The 17,563-nt window shown below is 56.2% G+C and carries 14 protein-coding genes and 1 tRNA gene; 2 read left to right on the plus strand and 13 right to left on the minus strand.

The features are described 5' to 3' along the window. Positions 1-13: 13 nt before the first annotated feature. The 6 genes from carB to NMK_RS03965 all read right to left on the minus strand — a co-directional run bounded on the left by carB (position 14) and on the right by NMK_RS03965 (position 10,744). Entirely contained in the window at positions 14-3,217 is a 3,204-nt protein-coding gene (carB, locus tag NMK_RS03940; protein WP_109014471.1) for a carbamoyl-phosphate synthase large subunit, read from the minus strand. A gap of 53 nt (positions 3,218-3,270) precedes the next feature. Beyond that, positions 3,271-4,413 (minus strand): glutamine-hydrolyzing carbamoyl-phosphate synthase small subunit, encoded by a 1,143-nt coding sequence (gene carA, locus NMK_RS03945; protein ID WP_109014472.1) that lies wholly within the window; start codon positions 4,411-4,413, stop codon positions 3,271-3,273. 214 nt (positions 4,414-4,627) lie between these two features. Next, positions 4,628-7,564 (minus strand): bifunctional diguanylate cyclase/phosphodiesterase, encoded by a 2,937-nt coding sequence (locus NMK_RS03950; RefSeq protein ID WP_109014473.1) that lies wholly within the window; start codon positions 7,562-7,564, stop codon positions 4,628-4,630. 395 nt (positions 7,565-7,959) lie between these two features. Continuing rightward, entirely contained in the window at positions 7,960-8,760 is an 801-nt protein-coding gene (dapB, locus tag NMK_RS03955) for a 4-hydroxy-tetrahydrodipicolinate reductase (protein WP_109014474.1), read from the minus strand. Between the two features lies 1 nt (position 8,761). Continuing rightward, complete coding sequence (bamE, locus tag NMK_RS03960; protein WP_109014475.1) at positions 8,762-9,628, minus strand: outer membrane protein assembly factor BamE domain-containing protein; 867 nt, start codon at positions 9,626-9,628, stop codon at positions 8,762-8,764. Between the two features lie 99 nt (positions 9,629-9,727). Then, a complete protein-coding gene (locus NMK_RS03965) occupies positions 9,728-10,744 on the minus strand; it encodes a S1 family peptidase (protein WP_109014476.1) in 1,017 nt (338 codons plus the stop codon). Between the two features lie 195 nt (positions 10,745-10,939). On the opposite strand from NMK_RS03965, the gene NMK_RS03970 reads away from it, so the two are divergent. Then, complete coding sequence (locus NMK_RS03970; RefSeq protein WP_109014477.1) at positions 10,940-11,422, plus strand: LexA family protein; 483 nt, start codon at positions 10,940-10,942, stop codon at positions 11,420-11,422. Beyond that, the gene (umuC, locus tag NMK_RS03975) at positions 11,419-12,696 is read left to right on the plus strand and encodes a translesion error-prone DNA polymerase V subunit UmuC (RefSeq protein WP_109014478.1); all 1,278 of its coding nucleotides are present in this window, start codon (positions 11,419-11,421) and stop codon (positions 12,694-12,696) included. The genes NMK_RS03970 and umuC overlap by 4 nt, the downstream gene beginning before the upstream one ends. 139 nt (positions 12,697-12,835) lie before the next feature. On the opposite strand, the gene NMK_RS03980 is transcribed toward umuC, so the two are convergent. The 7 genes from NMK_RS03980 to pssA all read right to left on the minus strand — a co-directional run bounded on the left by NMK_RS03980 (position 12,836) and on the right by pssA (position 17,544). Then, positions 12,836-12,911, minus strand: a tRNA-Thr gene (locus NMK_RS03980). Between the two features lie 45 nt (positions 12,912-12,956). Next, positions 12,957-13,364 (minus strand): ClpXP protease specificity-enhancing factor, encoded by a 408-nt coding sequence (locus tag NMK_RS03985; RefSeq protein WP_109014479.1) that lies wholly within the window; start codon positions 13,362-13,364, stop codon positions 12,957-12,959. Positions 13,365-13,382: 18 nt separating this feature from the next. Beyond that, positions 13,383-13,979, minus strand: a complete 597-nt coding sequence (locus NMK_RS03990) for a glutathione S-transferase N-terminal domain-containing protein (RefSeq protein ID WP_109014480.1) — start codon at positions 13,977-13,979, stop codon at positions 13,383-13,385. A 91-nt stretch (positions 13,980-14,070) separates the two neighbouring features. Continuing rightward, complete coding sequence (locus NMK_RS03995; protein WP_109014481.1) at positions 14,071-14,799, minus strand: cytochrome c1; 729 nt, start codon at positions 14,797-14,799, stop codon at positions 14,071-14,073. Beyond that, a complete protein-coding gene (locus NMK_RS04000; protein WP_109014482.1) occupies positions 14,799-16,082 on the minus strand; it encodes a cytochrome b in 1,284 nt (427 codons plus the stop codon). Before NMK_RS04000 ends, NMK_RS03995 begins: the two co-directional genes overlap by 1 nt. 3 nt (positions 16,083-16,085) lie before the next feature. Continuing rightward, positions 16,086-16,679 (minus strand): ubiquinol-cytochrome c reductase iron-sulfur subunit, encoded by a 594-nt coding sequence (petA, locus tag NMK_RS04005; protein WP_109014483.1) that lies wholly within the window; start codon positions 16,677-16,679, stop codon positions 16,086-16,088. Positions 16,680-16,752: 73 nt separating this feature from the next. Next, a complete protein-coding gene (gene pssA / locus NMK_RS04010; RefSeq protein ID WP_109014484.1) occupies positions 16,753-17,544 on the minus strand; it encodes a CDP-diacylglycerol--serine O-phosphatidyltransferase in 792 nt (263 codons plus the stop codon). Positions 17,545-17,563: the final 19 nt, after the last annotated feature.

The raw sequence follows: 17,563 nt of genomic DNA on the forward strand, positions 1-17,563 counted from the left end.
CTGAATAATATCGTTAGGCGAGTTTTTTGTGCAAGTGCTGCAAGGACTCCACCGTCAGCTCCTGCATGTGGGCCATACCGGCACAAGCGGCCTTGGCACCCGCCAGCGTGGTGTAGTAGGTCACCTTGTGCTGCAACGCAGAACGACGGATAGCGTAGGAGTCTTGCACTGCACGCTTATCTTCGACCACATTGACGATAAAGCTGATTTCGCCGTTCTTGATCATGTCGACGATGTGCGGACGACCTTCCGTCACCTTGTTGACCGGTGTCACTTGCAAGCCTGCCTCGGACAGTACGCCTGCGTTACCGCGGGTCGCCACCAACTGGAAGCCGAGACCGACCAGCGATTGCGCAATCTCGACCACTTTTTCGCGATCTTCCTTGCGCACGCTGATGAACGCCCGACCTGAAGACGGCAGCTTGGTACCTGCGCCGAGCTGTGACTTGACGAAGGCTTCTGCAAAGGTCGTACCCACGCCCATCACTTCGCCGGTGGACTTCATTTCCGGCCCGAGAATGGTATCGACACCCGGGAACTTGATGAAGGGGAACACCGCTTCCTTCACCGAATAATATGGAGGTACGACCTCGTGGGTCACGCCTTGTTCCTTAAGCGTACGACCGGCCATGCAGCGTGCTGCGATCTTGGCCAGTTGCAGGCCGCAGGCCTTGGATACGAATGGCACGGTACGCGAGGCCCGTGGGTTCACTTCCAGGACGAAGACCGTTTCACCCTGAATCGCGAACTGCACGTTCATGAGGCCGACCACGCCCAGCGCCTTGGCCATGACGACCGTCTGGCGGCGCAGTTCGTCCTGCATTTCCTTGGTCAGGCTGTAAGGCGGCAGCGAGCAGGCGGAGTCGCCGGAATGCACACCGGCTTGCTCCACGTGTTCCATGATGCCGCCGATCAGCACGTCCTCGCCGTCGCAAATCGCGTCGACATCGACTTCCTTGGCATCGTTGAGGAAGCGATCCAGCAATACCGGCGAATCGTTGGAAACCTTGACCGCTTCGCGCATGTAGCGTTCCAGCTGAGCCTGTTCCTGCACGATTTCCATCGCACGACCACCCAGCACATAGGACGGACGCACCACCAGCGGATAACCGATCTCAGTCGCGAGACGTAAAGCCTCTTCTTCAGTACGCGCCGTACGGTTGGGCGGCTGCTTGAGGGTGAGCTCATGCAGCATTTGCTGGAAGCGCTCGCGGTCTTCTGCGCGGTCAATAGCATCGGGGCTGGTGCCGATGATGGGCACGCCAGCCTTTTCCAGGTCGCGCGCCAATTTCAGCGGGGTCTGACCGCCGTATTGCACGATCACACCGGCCGGTTTCTCGACGGCGACGATCTCCAGCACATCTTCGAGCGTCAACGGCTCGAAGTACAGGCGGTCGGACGTGTCGTAGTCGGTCGAGACAGTTTCCGGGTTGCAGTTGACCATGATGGTTTCATAGCCGTCTTCGCGCATGGCGAATGCCGCATGCACGCAGCAGTAGTCGAACTCGATGCCCTGGCCGATACGATTCGGACCGCCGCCCAGCACCATGATCTTCTTCTTGTCCGTCGGACGGGCCTCGCACTCCTCTTCATAACTGGAGTACATGTAGGCCGTGGAAGTCGCGAACTCGGCCGCACAGGTATCGACGCGCTTGTAGACCGGGCGAACGTTGAGGGCGTGACGAATGGCACGCACGGCATGCTGGTCTGTACCGAGCAGCCTGGCCAGACGGCGGTCGGAGAAGCCGCGGCGCTTTAGCTGGAACAGCTCGTCCTTGTTGAGGTCGCCCAGTGCACGGCCCTTAAGGGCGTTTTCACGCTTGATGAGGTCTTCGATCTGCACCAGGAACCACGGGTCGATCTTGGAATGATCGTGGACTTCTTCCACGCTCATGCCGACGCGGAAGGCGTCGCCCACGTACCAGATGCGCTCAGGACCGGGCTCGCCGAGTTCCTTCTCGATCAAGTCGCGGTCGGTGGTCTTTTCATCCAGGCCGTCCACACCCACTTCCAGGCCGCGCAGGGCCTTCTGGAAGGATTCCTGGAACGTGCGGCCCATGGCCATCACTTCGCCCACGGACTTCATCTGCGTGGTGAGACGGGAATCGGCTTGCGGGAATTTCTCGAAGGCGAAACGCGGGATCTTGGTGACCACGTAGTCGATGGAGGGCTCGAACGAAGCCGGAGTTGCACCGCCGGTAATATCGTTCTTGAGCTCATCCAACGTGAAACCAACGGCCAGCTTGGCTGCAACCTTGGCAATGGGGAAACCTGTGGCCTTAGAAGCCAAAGCAGACGAACGCGAAACACGCGGATTCATCTCAATGACGATCATGCGGCCGTCTTGCGGATTGATCGAGAACTGCACGTTGGAACCGCCGGTATCGACACCGATCTCGCGCAGCACTGCCAGCGAGGCGTCGCGCATGATCTGGTATTCCTTGTCCGTCAGCGTCTGTGCGGGCGCGACGGTAATGGAGTCGCCGGTATGCACGCCCATCGGGTCCAGGTTTTCGATGGAGCAGATGATGATGCAGTTGTCCTTGCGGTCGCGCACCACCTCCATCTCGTATTCTTTCCAGCCCAGCAGCGATTCTTCGATCAGCAACTCGTGGGTGGGCGAGGCCTCAAGACCGCGTTCGCAAATGGCGATGAATTCTTCGCGATTGTAGGCAATACCGCCGCCGGAGCCGCCCATGGTGAAGGACGGACGAATAATGGCGGGATAACCGATGGTCGCCTGCACTTGCAGGGCTTCTTCCAGGCTGTGCGCGACAGCGGAACGTGCGGAACCGAGGCCGATCTTGGTCATCGCAGCCTTGAACTTCTCACGGTCTTCGGCCTTGTCGATGGCTTCCTTGGAAGCACCGATCAGTTCGACGTTGTACTTTGCCAGAACGCCATGACGATCCAGGTCGAGTGCGCAATTCAGCGCTGTCTGACCGCCCATGGTCGGCAGCAGTGCGTCCGGACGCTCCGCAGCGATGATCTTTTCCACCATCTGCCAGGTCACCGGCTCGATGTAGGTCGCATCGGCCATGTCCGGGTCGGTCATGATGGTCGCCGGGTTGGAGTTCACCAGGATGACGCGATAGCCTTCCTCGCGCAGCGCTTTGCAGGCCTGAGCGCCGGAGTAGTCGAATTCGCAGGCCTGACCGATGACGATGGGGCCGGCGCCGATGATGAGGATGGATTTGATGTCTGTACGTTTTGGCATAGTGTTCTAGTCGAGCGTTATGAAGTGAGAGTCGAGCGCAAAACAGCTCACTCTCAGCTCTTGGTCCTCGGCTGTTTTTCCATCAATTCAATGAAACGATCGAACAAATAACTCATTTCGCGCGGGCCGGGACTGGCTTCAGGGTGGCCCTGGAAGCTGAATGCCGGCTTGTCGGTACGGGCAATGCCTTGCAGGCTGCCGTCGAACAGCGACACATGGGTTGCACGCACGTTGGCAGGCAAAGTTGCCGGATCGACCGCGAAACCGTGATTCTGGCTGGTGATGAACACGCGCTTGTCATCTACGTCCTGCACCGGGTGGTTCGCGCCGTGGTGGCCGAACTTCATCTTGACGGTCTTTGCGCCAGAAGCCAGGCCCAGCAATTGGTGACCGAGGCAGATACCGAAGGTCGGGATGCCGGTATCGACCAAGGTCTTGATCGCCTTGATCGCGTAATCACATGGCTCCGGATCTCCCGGGCCGTTGGACAGGAAAATACCGTCCGGATTGAGCGCCAACGCCTCTTCCGCCGTGGCCTGGGCAGGCAGCACAGTCACCTTGCAGCCGCGCGAGGTCAGCATGCGCAAGATGTTGCGCTTGACGCCGTAGTCGAACGCAACAACGTTGAACTTGGAATTTCCGGCCTTGGCATAGCCTTCGCCGAGGCTCCACTCGCCTTCTTCGCAGACATAAGACTTGGTGACACTGACTTCCTTGGCCAGATCCATACCAGCCATGCCAGGATAGCTGCGCGCCAGTTCCAACGCCTTGGCCTCATCCACTTCACCCGCCATGATACAACCGGCCTGGGCGCCTTTTTCGCGGAGAACGCGGGTGAGCTTGCGAGTATCGATATCGGCGATAGCGACGACATTACTCGTCTTGAGGTAGTCCGACAGGGACATGCCTGCGCGCCAATTGCTTACGGTAAGCGGCAGGTCGCGAATAACGAGTCCGGCGGCGTAGACCTTGCCGGATTCGACGTCTTCCGTATTGACACCGTAGTTGCCGATGTGAGGGTAAGTCAGGGTGACAATCTGACCCGTGTAAGAGGGATCGGTGAGGATTTCCTGGTAGCCGGTCATGGAAGTGTTGAACACCACCTCACCGACCGTGGAACCGCTTGCCCCGATGGCAATGCCTCTAAACACGGTTCCATCTGCGAGTACGAGAATGGCTGGCGTATTTTGCGGCACGATTTAACCCCTTGTATTGCTTGACTATTGTCGCCGGATGCGGCGGATGTGCAAAGCGGGACGGACATACGTCCATCCCGCTTCGAAATTCTTAACAGTATAGCGTAAAACAGCTCATTCATCAATTCGGGCTAGACAGCACGACCACATTCCAATGCGCCCGGCTCGGCAGCAATGATGGACAGCCCTCATTCCTGGCAGTTCCGTCGGCGCTCTAAACGCCAGACTTTAGATGCGTGAGAGCGGCCTGTTCGGCAACAGGAAATCGCAGCAACAGCCGCTCGAATTCATCGATATCTACTGGCCTGCTGAAGAGATAGCCCTGGAAATTACGACATTCATGCACTGCAAGAAACTCACATTGCGCTTGCGTCTCGACGCCTTCGGCAATGATCTCCATGCCCAGATTCCTGGCCATCGAGATGATGGTTTGCACGATCACGGCATCATCATGGTTGGCGGGCAGATCCCGCACAAAACTCTGGTCGATCTTGATCTGATCCAAAGGCAGCTTTTTCAGGTTCGAAAGCGAGGAATGCCCGGTGCCGAAGTCATCCATGGCAAACTGCACGCCCACTTGCTTGATAGCCTGCATCTTCGCGATAGCCTCGGCAAGGTTTTCCAATACCAGGCTTTCGGTGAGTTCCAGTTTGAGATTCCTAGGGTTGGCGCCAGAAACCTGCAGCGCATTCAACACATGCCGGACGAACTCGGGATGGCGGAATTGACGCGCGCTGACATTGACCGACAATTGCAGATGCTGCCTTAACGGATCCGACTCCCAAGTTTTGATCTGCCGGCAAGCCGTCTCCAGCACCCACTGACCGATCGGCACGATCAAACCCGTCTCTTCCGCCAAGGGGATGAATTCAGCCGGAGAAACAAGACCTCTGACCGGATGCTGCCACCGCAATAGCAATTCCGCACCACAAGCGAATTGCTCCTGCCGCTCTTCCGTGACCTGCAATTGATAGAGAATGCGGAATTCGTTCTTGGCCAAGGCTTGCTGCAGCCATCGCTCCATCTGATGACGCGCCTCGATAGTCGCCTGCATGTCTGGATTGAAGAACCTGAGCGTATTCTTTCCCGCCTTTTTGGACTGATACATGGCAATATCCGCCCGTTTCATCACTTCTTCTGGCACGCTGGCGGATACCTCGAACACCGTCACCCCAATGCTTGGCGGGCTGACCAGTTCCTGCTCGCCAAACAGATAAGGTCGGCCCAAGGCCAACAAAATCTTCTCGCCTATGCTCTGCGCCTGCTCCCCCGCCACTTCGGCATCGGCACTCAATCGGTCCAGAAGCACCATGAATTCATCACCGCCCAACCTCGCGACCGTATCCACATCCCGCACGCACTCAACAAGCCGTTGCGCAACCTGCTGCAAAAGCAGGTCTCCCGTATCGTGTCCCAAGGTATCGTTGATGGTTTTGAAGTTGTCCAGATCGATCATCAGCAAGGCTGCGTGATGCTCGTTGTGGGTGGCCCCCGTCAACGCGTGCTGCAACCGCTGCATCAGCAAGCGGCGATTAGGTAGTTGGGTCAGCGAATCGAAATAGGCCAGTTGCTTGATATGTTCCTCCGCCTGGCGGCGGTCTGTGATATCGCGAATAAAGGCATTGAATTCCCGCCTGCCCTCGGTCGTGACGGCAGTGACAGTCAACTCCACCAAAAACTCGTGGCCGGACCGGTGAAGTACTCGCATTTCAAAACGGCTGTTCAATATCGGCCAATCGCCAGTCTCCCGATAGCCATCCAGGCCGTTCAGATAAACCTCCCGATTCCTCAAGGGGATTACCGTCTCGTGCAACAGCCGACCCATTGCCTCAGCCCGACTCCAGCCGAAAATATTCTCCGCCTGCCCATTCCAACCGGTGATCACTCCCATCACATCAATCTGGACCACTGCATCCAAGGCGGTTTCCAGAATAGTTTCGAGCTTCACCTGGCGCTCTTGCAAGGCAGTGGTCCGTTGAACCACACGTGACTCGAGCGCCGAGTTGAGCGTGACCAAGGCATGTTCGCGCTCGGCAAGACGCTGCGCCATGATGGAGAAGTGCTGGGCAAGCTGCCCCACCTCGTCTTCACTCTCCACCTTCACGCGTACTGATAAATTGCCATGTGCTATTTCATTTACTGCACGTGCAAGACGTCCAAGCGGATTGACGATGCGACCTATCAGAAACCAGGCGGTTACAGTTCCCAGCACCAGGCTCAATAGAATAAATCCGATGACCTGCCAACCGAGGCCATTGACAGCCTTTAATGCGGCTTCCGGCTCCACCTTCGACAGCAGGACCCAATCCCAGGTTTTAATAGGAACAAGCGCGGCCCAGCGCTGGGTTCCATTCGCCCCGGAAAGCTCCAAGAGGCGAGGTTGACGAGCATTCAGCAAGGGTTGCAGCATGGCTGCATCATCCTTCTTCAAGCCCGGCACGCTGGTCGCCAGAGAGTCGATTTGCGCGGTCTTTCCTTGCGGAAACAAGAGCATGCCGCTTTTACTGAGGATATAAAACTCGGCATCTCCATTTGCGGGTTTCTTGATATCGGCAAAATCAAGCATACGCCCAAGGTCGAGATCCACTGTCGCAATCCCGGCCACATGCCAATGCCGATAGAACGGCACGGAAAACGTCACCATCTTGATATTGCCCGCACCTCGATCGAAATAAGGCTCGGTCCATACCGGTTTCGACAACTTTCTGGGCAGGTAATACCATTCCCATTGCGGCTGCGTATAGTCATAGGCTTGGGTTCCGATATCCATGCCTTTCACACCGGACGGCGAACGGAAGACATAGGGACAGAATAGCTTTCGCCCTTCAAACTCGCCCGGTTCGAAAGCAATCGCAGCTCCATAAATCAGCGAGTTACTCCCTACAACATGCTTCAGGACCTGATACAAGGATTGCTCGGATAAATCCTCGTTGACGGATAGAAATTGGGCTGTGGTGCTGGCAACGGCGCTCACCCGATTCAGCAAGGCATCCACACGATTGGCGTTATTTTCTGCGTTCTCAAGTTGGGCATGACGAATCTGCTGTACGGTATTGGCCCGCATCCCCACAAAGTCATAAAGCTGAATCAGCACATCCGCCGCAAAGATGGGAAACAGCAGGTAGAGGAAGATCTTGAGTTTGATGGACATCGTTGATAGCCGACTTTTTATTATTCGCCGTTTGTTGGAATTATTGCGTCAAGGCTGACTTCAGCGTGGTATTAACTTCGTCCCATGTAAAGTCAGGATTGAATCGACTGTGGGACTAATCCTCACTCCCATCACTTACCTACATGATTAAACATCAAATTTCACAGGATAACTATGAGAGGAAACTGATCTCAAGATAGGTATTTCCCTAGTGCACATTCAGGGTTTCCCTAATCTCAATATCTAGATAGAGGAGGCAGCCAGCTGAACGGGGAAATCATGGACCCCGGGAACCGCTAAAGCAATGGCGATTGCACCAACTATTGCTTCAGGTAGTACTGGTATTCGGGTCGACTCGGCTCCGGATACAAAAACCGGGAGCCAAGTCGAAGGTTTTAGCGCAGGCCGAGCACGTCCTGCATGTCGAACAGACCGTTAGGTTTGTCAGCCAGGAACTTGGCAGCACGCAAGGCGCCCAGTGCAAACGTAGCGCGGCTGCTGGCCTTGTGAGTGAGCTCCACGCGTTCGCCGATACCAGCGAAGAGCACGGTGTGGTCGCCCACCACATCACCGCCACGAACAGTGGCGAATCCGATCGTGGAAGGATCGCGTTCACCGGTCACGCCTTCACGACCGTAGACTGCACATTGGGCAAGATCGCGACCCAATGCTGCAGCAGCGGCTTCACCTAGGCGCAGCGCAGTGCCCGAAGGAGCATCCACCTTATGACGGTGATGTGCCTCAATGACCTCGATATCGTAGCCTTCGGACAGCACCTTGGCAGCCGCCTGCACAAGGTTGATCAGCAAGGTCACGCCCACGCTCATGTTGGGCGCGAACACGATGGCGATATCCTTAGCCGCATCGCTAATGGCCTGCTTTTGCTCGGGCGTGAACCCAGTGGTGCCGATAACAAGCTTGGTACCGACTTTGCGGCACGCAGCAAGATATTCCATGCTCGGTTCGGGACGGGTGAAATCGACCAGCACGTCGGCACCTTGCAGAGCGGCGTTCAAGTCTGAAGTCACGGCAACGCCGCAAGGCGCGCCGATCAGCTCGCCAGCATCACGGCCCAAGGCGGGCGCACCGACCCGATCCAGGGCTGCATGAAGACGCAATTCAGGATCGGCAACAACGCCTTCTAGTAGGGCATGCCCCATACGGCCGGTGCTTCCGGCAATCACAACGTTCAGCATGTTAGAAGCCAATTTTCTCTAGCATTTTTTCAAAAAAATCCGGGGAATCTTCCGGCGGCAAATCGTTAGGCGGTTCGGGAGCGGTCATCGCCTTAGCATCGGGTTGCGCCTTTGCAGGCTTGGTTTCGACAGCCGGCTTGCTCGGGATAGGTTTGGTTTCGGCCTTAGGAGCAGATGCCGGAGCTACCGACTTGGCCGGTACCTCCTGAGGCACAGCCGATTCCGACTTTGGCTGCATACTTGGGTCGACCAAAGGCGGCAGGGATTCCGTCTGCGCAGGTGCAGCTTCAGGCTCGACAGTTGGCGCCCTTTCCGGAGCAGGTGCAGGCGCCGCCATGGACTTGGCGGACTCTGCGGGCTTGATCGTTTCTAGGGGTTTCACAGGTTCTGCGGCCTTGGCTGGCGCCTTGGGAGCCTCTTCGTCATCTCCCCAGAATTTCAGCTTGTCGAGCCAGCCTTTTTCCTTTTCCTTGGGCTTGGCGATCGACTTGGGTTCGGTCTTGGATGGTTCAGCCACGGCCGAGGCATCGGAACCGGCGGGGATGACATCACCACGCACACGAGCCAGAGCGTCGCCATCGAACTCGAGAATCACGCGGCGCTGCTCGATGATCTTGCCTTCCTTACGCATCTGGTAGAAATAGTCCCAGCGATCGGCATGGAATGTATCGATCAGAAGCGGCGTACCCATGATGAATCGGACCTGCGACTTCGACATGCCGGGACGCAGTTGCATCATCATCTTGGGCGTGACGACATTGCCCTGCTGGATATCCATCTTGTAAGGCTTGATGGAAGGAAGATTGGCGGAATAAGAACCGCAGGCTGCGCAAAAGAGCGCAAGCAAGATAGTAACGGGATAGCGCATGAGTGCTCGATCAGGCGAAAAATGGCCTCAATATTAGCACAGCAATAGTCGGACATTAAAAAGGCGCCTTGCGGCGCCCTTTTCGACCATGACACCTGTTCAGCATTGGGTGGCACAGCCCGTCGCCTGCTTTAATTCTTCCGCCATATCCCCGTCGAGTCCTGCCAACGCCGCTACGACACGATGCATCTCGGCCTGGTTGCCCTGGCGCGAGGCCATCAGACCTAATTCGTAGAGTGCCCCTGCATGCTGCGGATTGATTTCCATCGCCTTGTGAAAATGGGCTTCTGCCTCTGTGTTCTTGCCCTGATGCTCTTCAGCAAGTCCAAGGTTGTACCAGGCTTCCGCATTGGCCGGTTCCTGTTGCGACCAGGCAGTGGATAGCTGTCCCAGTTCATCCCATTGCTCGGCCTGCAAAGGCGGCACGATGCGCATGAAATAGGGACGCTGGGTTTCAGGCACATCCCAGAACGGGGGTTCCGTGGCCGCTGTCAGGGCGACTTCCGGCGCATCCATCAATCGCTTGATCCACTCTACCGGCAGCGCGTAGTAATAGCCGTTACGCCCCGGACTCTTGAAAGTATTGATGCCCACCAGCACGCCATCGTCGTTGAACAAGGCGCTGCCGCTCGCCCCCATCCTGAACGCAGACGAGGTACGGATGATGCGGCTGTCGTCCAGCGGATAAATGGCCTTGACCTTGCCGAAGGTGATGATCGGCGCCACCGAACCGTTGGAATGCCCGATCGAGAATACCGATTGCTCGTAATGCAACTGGCTCGTGTCGCCCAGCACAATCGGCTTGAGCGGCAGGCGCTCGAACTTAAGCAGGCACAGGTCATGCCGCCAATCGGTCTTGAGTGCGACAGGAAAATAATTGTCCTCGCCCTGGGCCGCCAGGACGCCACGGGCGTTGGCCAACACATGGCAATTGGTGGCGACATAATCTGGCGCAATGACGACGCCAGAACCCAGCCCGTGTTCCCCGTGCTTGTCCTCCACATGCACCTGCACTACCGCCTGGTGTACTTGCAGCACCAACTGCGGCGAAGGATCTGCGCTGACATTTTCTGCCCATAGCATTACAACTGCTGCCACGATCAAAGTTCGCATCATCAAGGCTCCAAAGGATGTAATTTATCGGGGTATTCGACGCCCTACTGCCATCAGATAAATTGCAAATATGAAAGTTCTCGCGATGTTTTGATCCGAATTGACGACCTTAAAAAGGTCGTAGCGCTTTATGCCTCTTTTCAAGTGGCTGTTGAAATGCTTTAATTGTACGATCGTACAATTTGAGATTTATCTTACATGCTTTCAGTGTCACCCCAGCCGAGATTGACCGCGCGGCCAACTGCAATCATCCCGCCATCTGGATTTGTTACCTACCGCGACCGACCTCTTACCCGCATCCCGCTCCTGCTATCAAAAATTGCCGCCGGGTTTCCATCGCCTGCCGACGATTATGTACAAGCGGCGCTCAGCCCGACCGAGTATCTCGTCAGCAATAAATCCGCTACTTTTTTCATGACCATGCAAGGCGACTCCCTGCTGGATATTGGAATCTTGCATGGGGACATCCTTGTCATCGACCGTACGCCCCCACCCCATCCCGGCGATATCGTGGTCGCGCTTGCGGAAAACGAATTTCTGATCAGGATACTTGGCCGCGATTCATCCAATACCCTTTGCCTGTTGGCAGCTAACCATCGAGATTTGCCCATGCCCACTAGTGGCAAAGACGATTGGGAAATCTGGGGCAAGGTCACCGGCATCATGAGGAAATTCAAATGACCCGTTCGACTATCGCATTGGTAGACGTCAATAATTTCTACGTTTCCTGTGAGCGTGTCTTCAGACCCGACCTCGCACGAAAACCGGTTGTCGTCTTGTCCAATAACGACGGCTGCATCATCTCACGCAGCAACGAGGCCAAGGCATTAGGGATCAAGATGGGAGCACCCTGGTTTCAAACCGCCAAGTTTGCCCAACAGGAAGGTGTTCATGTCTTCTCATCGAACTACCCGCTCTATGCCGACATGAGTACCAGGGTCATGGCGACCCTAGCCCATTTCGGGTTCGCACAGGAGGTGTATTCCATTGACGAATCATTCCTTTGGGTCGCCCGACCGGAAAAGACATCCTTCACCGAACTCGGGCAATCCATTCGATCCACAGTTGATCGGTGGACCGGGTTGCCGGTTTCTGTCGGCATGGGTCCGAGCAAGACATTGGCCAAGCTGGCTAATCACTTGGGTAAGAAAACAGGGGGATTCAACGAGATTTGCGATATTTCGACAACGCCAGAATCGACATTAGATTTATGGCTAGAGCAGCTACCTGTCGAGACCGTATGGGGGATAGGGACGCGAATGGCATTACAACTGCATAAATTAGGCATCCGCTCCGCGCTGGACCTCAAGCGCGCTCAGCCTCGTCACCTACGTCAGCATTACAGTGTGGTGATCGAGAAAATCGTGCGCGAGCTTAATGGGGTTTCCTGCCTATCCCTCGAAGAAATCGCACCGCCTAAAAAGCAAATCGTCAGCAGCCGGTCCTTTGGCGTATGCGTGTCCGAGTTAAACGATCTTAAACAGGCCGTCACCTACCATACCGCCCGGGCGGCCGAGAAAATGCGGGCACAGCACTCCAAGGCCAGCATCATTCAAGTCATGATTCGAACCAGCCCTCACACCGAACAACCCTTTTATGGGAATTCGATCACGCTCCCATTCGAGGCACCCACTCACGACACGTTCCATATGGTGCATGCAGCCTTGAATGGGCTGCAACGTATCTACCGCGCGGGGCACAGATATCAGAAAGCAGGGATTGTTCTAGGTGAACTCAGCAATGCAACCGTCGCGCAAGGCGATCTTTTCCAATCGGCAGAAACGACACAACGTGCATCCAGACTGATGGAAGCCATCGACCAGGTAAACCGACGCTTCGGCAAAGCCAAGCTCACGATTGCCGCGCAAGGCATAGAGCACTCATGGGCAATGCGGCAAGCGCATTTAAGCCCGGCTTACACCACCCAATGGAGCGACATACCCAAGGTAAACTGAGCAAGCCTTTTTAAATGGCTTACTTACAGCTTGATTGTTCTCAAGCAGGGAAATATTTGGATTGATTAACAACAATAAAGCCCGCATTTGCGGGCTTTATAAAATGCTATCTGCTTGGTTATATCTATATCCAAACAGATGGTGCCGGCGACCGGAATCGAACTGGTGACCTTCGCATTACAAGTGCGCTGCTCTACCAACTGAGCTACGCCGGCTTTGGAAAGTTCGGCATTCTACCAGAACTCGCTGGACGAATGCCTCTACTTGACCACTTTAAGGCTGGGGCGACCTTTGGGCGGAGGTGCGGGAGAATTGCCGCTGGGGCCGGGCGTTGGCTCGAACTGCGCGGCGGATTGCGGCTCCGGGTCGAAGAACATGCCCTGTCCGCTCTCGCGAGCAAAGATGCCGCGCACAGCACTGATGGGCACGTAAATGTCGCTGGAAACCCCGTTGAAGCGCGCGGAGAAGGTGATGGCATCGTTGCCCATCATCAAATCCTTGGTAGCCGAATAGTTAATGTTGAGGACAATCTCGCCGTTCTTCACATAACTCATCGGTACGCGCGTACCGCTATCTACCGCCACCATCAGGTGCGGCGTAAAGCCGTTATCCACGCACCATTCATAGAGTGCGCGAATCATATAGGGCTTGGTCGAAGTCGGTTCCATGGTGTTTCCAGCTGATATTTACTTACGCATTGCCTTTTCGGACGGCGTCATTGCTTCGATGTATGCCGGGCGGGAGAAAATGCGTTCCGCGTACTTGAGCAAAGGTGCAGCCTGCTTGGGCAATTCGATGCCGTAGTGGTTGAGGCGCCATAGCAACGGTGCGATAGCCACGTCGACCATGGAGAACTCTTCGCCCAGCATGTAGGACTGCTTGGTGAAAATAGGCGCAATCATGGTCAAGCCGTCGCGAATAGCGGCGCGTGCCTTGGCTGCGTTCTTGGTTTCCTTCTCGATATCGGCGATATGCGCGAACAACTGTTCCTCGAAGTTGTGCAGGAACAGGCGAGCACGAGCTCGCATGACCGGGTCGGCCGGCATCAGTTGCGGATGCGGGAAACGCTCGTCGATGTACTCATTGATGATATTGGAGATATCGAGGCGCAAATCGCGCTCGACCAGCACCGGCAGGCGACCGTCGGGGCTGAGCTCGATGAGGTCGTCAGGCTTATTGCTGACGTCAACGTCGATCACTTCGAAATCCATGCCCTTTTCGAACAGCACGATACGGCAACGTTGGCTGTAGGGGCAGGTGGTGCCGGAGTAAAGTGTCATCATGATTAGTTTTCAACCTCTGAAATGAAACCGCGGGGAACGCAGAGAATAACCTCCGCGTACCCCGCTGGATGTAATACGGCAAATTAGCCGATTAATGCACGTCTTTCCAATACTCTTTCTTGAGATAATACGCCGGGATGAACATCAACCCCAGGAACAGTAGTACCAGGATGCCGAGTTTCATGCGCGTCGTCTTGGCCGGTTCGCTCATGAACATGAGATAGTTCACCAGGTCGGCCACAGTCGCGTCGTACTCGGCAGGCGACAGCTTGCCCGGCTTGTCCAGTACCAGCTTGTGCGTTTCAACCTTGTTGCCATCCGCATCCTTGACTTCTTCGGTTTGCAGGGTTTGGACGCCTTGCAATTCGTAGAGCACGTGCGGCATGCCTACCTTATCGAACGCAACGTTGTTCCAGCCGGTCGGACGAGTCTCGTCACGGTAGAAACCACGCAGATAGGTATAGAGCCAATCCGCGCCGCGTGAACGACCAATCACGGACAAGTCAGGCGGCGTTGCACCGAACCAGCCCTTGGCTTCCTTCTTGTTCATCGCGATGCCCATGGGCTCGCCAACTTTTTCACCGGCGAACATCAGGTTGCCCTTGATCTCGTCCTCGGTCAGACCGATATCTTTCAACCGGTTGTAACGCATGGACGATGCCGAGTGGCAATTCAAACAGTAATTGACAAACATCTTGGCGCCGCGTTGCAGCGAAGCCTGGTTGGCCGGATTGATCGGGGCCTTGTCCAGGTGGACGCCTTCATTGGCCTGGGCCAGCAAAGGCATGACCAGCGCCAGCAGTGAAATCAGCTTTTTCATTATCCCGTAACCCTTTCTGGAACCGGCTTGGTCTTGTCGCTCTTCGTGTACCAAGGCATCAACGCGAAGAACAGGAAATACACCACGGTCAGCACGCGCGCCACCACAGTTGCGCGGTCGGCACCGCCCACCAGAGGCACGCCGGCGCCGAACTGGCCCCAGACGTTGGAAGGCTCAGTACCGAGGTAACCCAGGATGAGGAAGCTCACCACGAAAGCCGCGAGCCAGGACTTGTACTTGGGACCACGGTAGCGGATGGACTTGACCGGGCTCTTGTCCAGCCAGGGCAGTGCAGCGAAGGCCATCACCGAGGCGCCCATGGCAACCACGCCAGGGAACTGCGAGTTGAACAACGGCGGCACGGCACGCAGGATGGAGTAGTACGGCGTGAAGTACCAGACCGGCGCAATGTGCGGCGGGGTCTTGAGCGGGTCGGCCGGGATGAAGTTGTTGGCTTCGAGGAAGTAGCCGCCCATCTCAGGCGCGAAGAACACGATCGCGGAGAACACCATCAGGAACACGACGACGCCGACGATATCCTTCACCGTGTAGTAAGGATGGAAGGGAATGCCATCGAGCGGAATATGCGTCACCGGATCCTTGTTCTTCTTGATCTCGATGCCGTCTGGGTTGTTGGATCCCACTTCGTGCAGCGCAATGATGTGTGCCACGACCAGCCCCACCAGCACCAGCGGCAACGCGATCACGTGGAAGGCGAAGAAGCGGTTGAGGGTGGCATCGGACACCATGTAGTCGCCGCGCAACCACAGGGAGACATCCGGACCGATGAAAGGGATGGAGGTGAACAGGTTGATGATCACCTGTGCGCCCCAGTAGGACATCTGGCCCCAGGGGAGCAGGTAACCGAAGAAGGCTTCGCCCATCAGGCACAGGAAAATACCCACGCCGAACAGCCAGATCAGTTCGCGCGGGCCACGGTAGGAACCGTAAAGCAAACCGCGGAACATGTGCAGGTAAACCACCACGAAGAACATGGAAGCGCCGGTGGAATGCATGTAGCGAATCAGCCAGCCCCAGTTCACGTCGCGCATGATGTACTCGACGGAAGCGAACGCGAGTTCGGCATCCGGCTTGTAGTTCATGGTCAGGAAAATACCGGTGATGATCTGGATCGCTAGCACCAGCATGGCCAACGAACCGAAGAAATACCAGAAGTTGAAGTTCTTCGGAGCGTAGTACTCGGAAAGGTGCGCCTTCCAGTTGGCGGTAAGCGGGAAACGCTCATCCACCCAGTTCAACGCGCAGGTGAGATATTTTTGCATGGCTTAAGCTCCCTTCCCGTCTTCACCGATCAAGAGACGCGAGTCGCTGATGTAGTAGTGCGGCGGGACTTCCAGATTGATCGGGGCCGGAGAGCCCTTGAACACACGACCGGACAAGTCGAACTTGGAACCGTGGCAGGGGCAGAAGAAACCGCCCGGCCAATCGGAACCCATGCCTTCTTCACCGGCCTTGAGCTTGGAAGTCGGGGAACAACCGAGGTGGGTACAGATACCGACAAGCACCATGAGATTGGGCTTGCGCGAACGCGTGGCGTTCTTTGCGTATTCGGGTTGCTGGGGAACGTCGAGCTTGGGGTCGGAAAGCTTTTCGTCGTGCTTGACGAGATTGTCCAGCATTTCCTGGTTGCGGTTGATCAACCACACCGGTTTACCGCGCCATTCCACGGTAACCATGGCACCGGGCTCGATTTTGGAAATATCCACTTCCACCGGGGCCCCTGCCGCCTTGGCACGCTCGGACGGCAGCATGCTCATGACGAAAGGTACGGCCACAGCAGCAGTGGCGACACCGCCCATTGCCGTCGTCGCGGCAATCAGAAAGCGCCGCTTGCTCTGATCCACTTCTTGGTTAGCCATTACGCGATCCTAATAGATGCAATCTAAAAGGACGGCATTGTACCGTTTTCCGGCGAGAAATTAAACGCAGACGCTACTGTTTTTCAGGCTTGCGAAGAAGGCGCATAGCCCAGCCCACATACCCCGACAGGCCATAAAGCACAAAGAGCACGAACAACACTTCAGGAGGACTGTAGGAAACCAGCACAAAGGCTAAAACAATCAACAAGATAACGACAAAGGGGACACTACGCCGCAAGTTGAAATCCTTGCCGCTGAAATAGCGAAGATCGCTCACCATGGTCAGCCCGCCGAACACGGTCATACCCCAGGCCAGCCATTTCATGTGCAGCCAGCCGAAGAAAATCTGCTTGCCATCGATGTTGTAGGACGTCGCCACCCACACCAGCCCGGCCTGCAATGCCGCAGCGGATGGACTGGGCAACCCCTGGAAATACCGTTTGTCGCTCTCATCGAGCTTGGTATTAAACCGCGCCAAGCGCAAGGCGGCGCCGGAACAATAGATGAAGGCCGCAATCCACCCCAGCTTGCCCATGGGCTGCAAGGCCCAGACATACATCACCAGCGCGGGCGCCACGCCGAACGAGACCATGTCAGAAAGAGAATCGTATTCTGCACCGAATGCGCTTTGGGTATGCGTAAGGCGTGCCACCCGGCCATCGAGGCCATCCAGCACCATGGCGATGAAAATAGCGATGGCAGCCAGTTCGAACTGCCCGTTCATGGCCTGCACGATGGAATAAAAGCCGGCGAACAGTGCAGCCGTCGTAAACAGGTTGGGCAATAAATAAATGCCACGTTCGCGCAATTTGGGGTCGAGCAGCGGACGGGCGCGGCGGCGACGGTCGATTTGTGGGTTTTCCATGCGTTCTAGTATAGCAAAG

Origin of the sequence: Novimethylophilus kurashikiensis, from assembly GCF_003112435.1 — a bacterium.
GTDB lineage: Bacteria > Pseudomonadota > Gammaproteobacteria > Burkholderiales > Methylophilaceae > Novimethylophilus > Novimethylophilus kurashikiensis.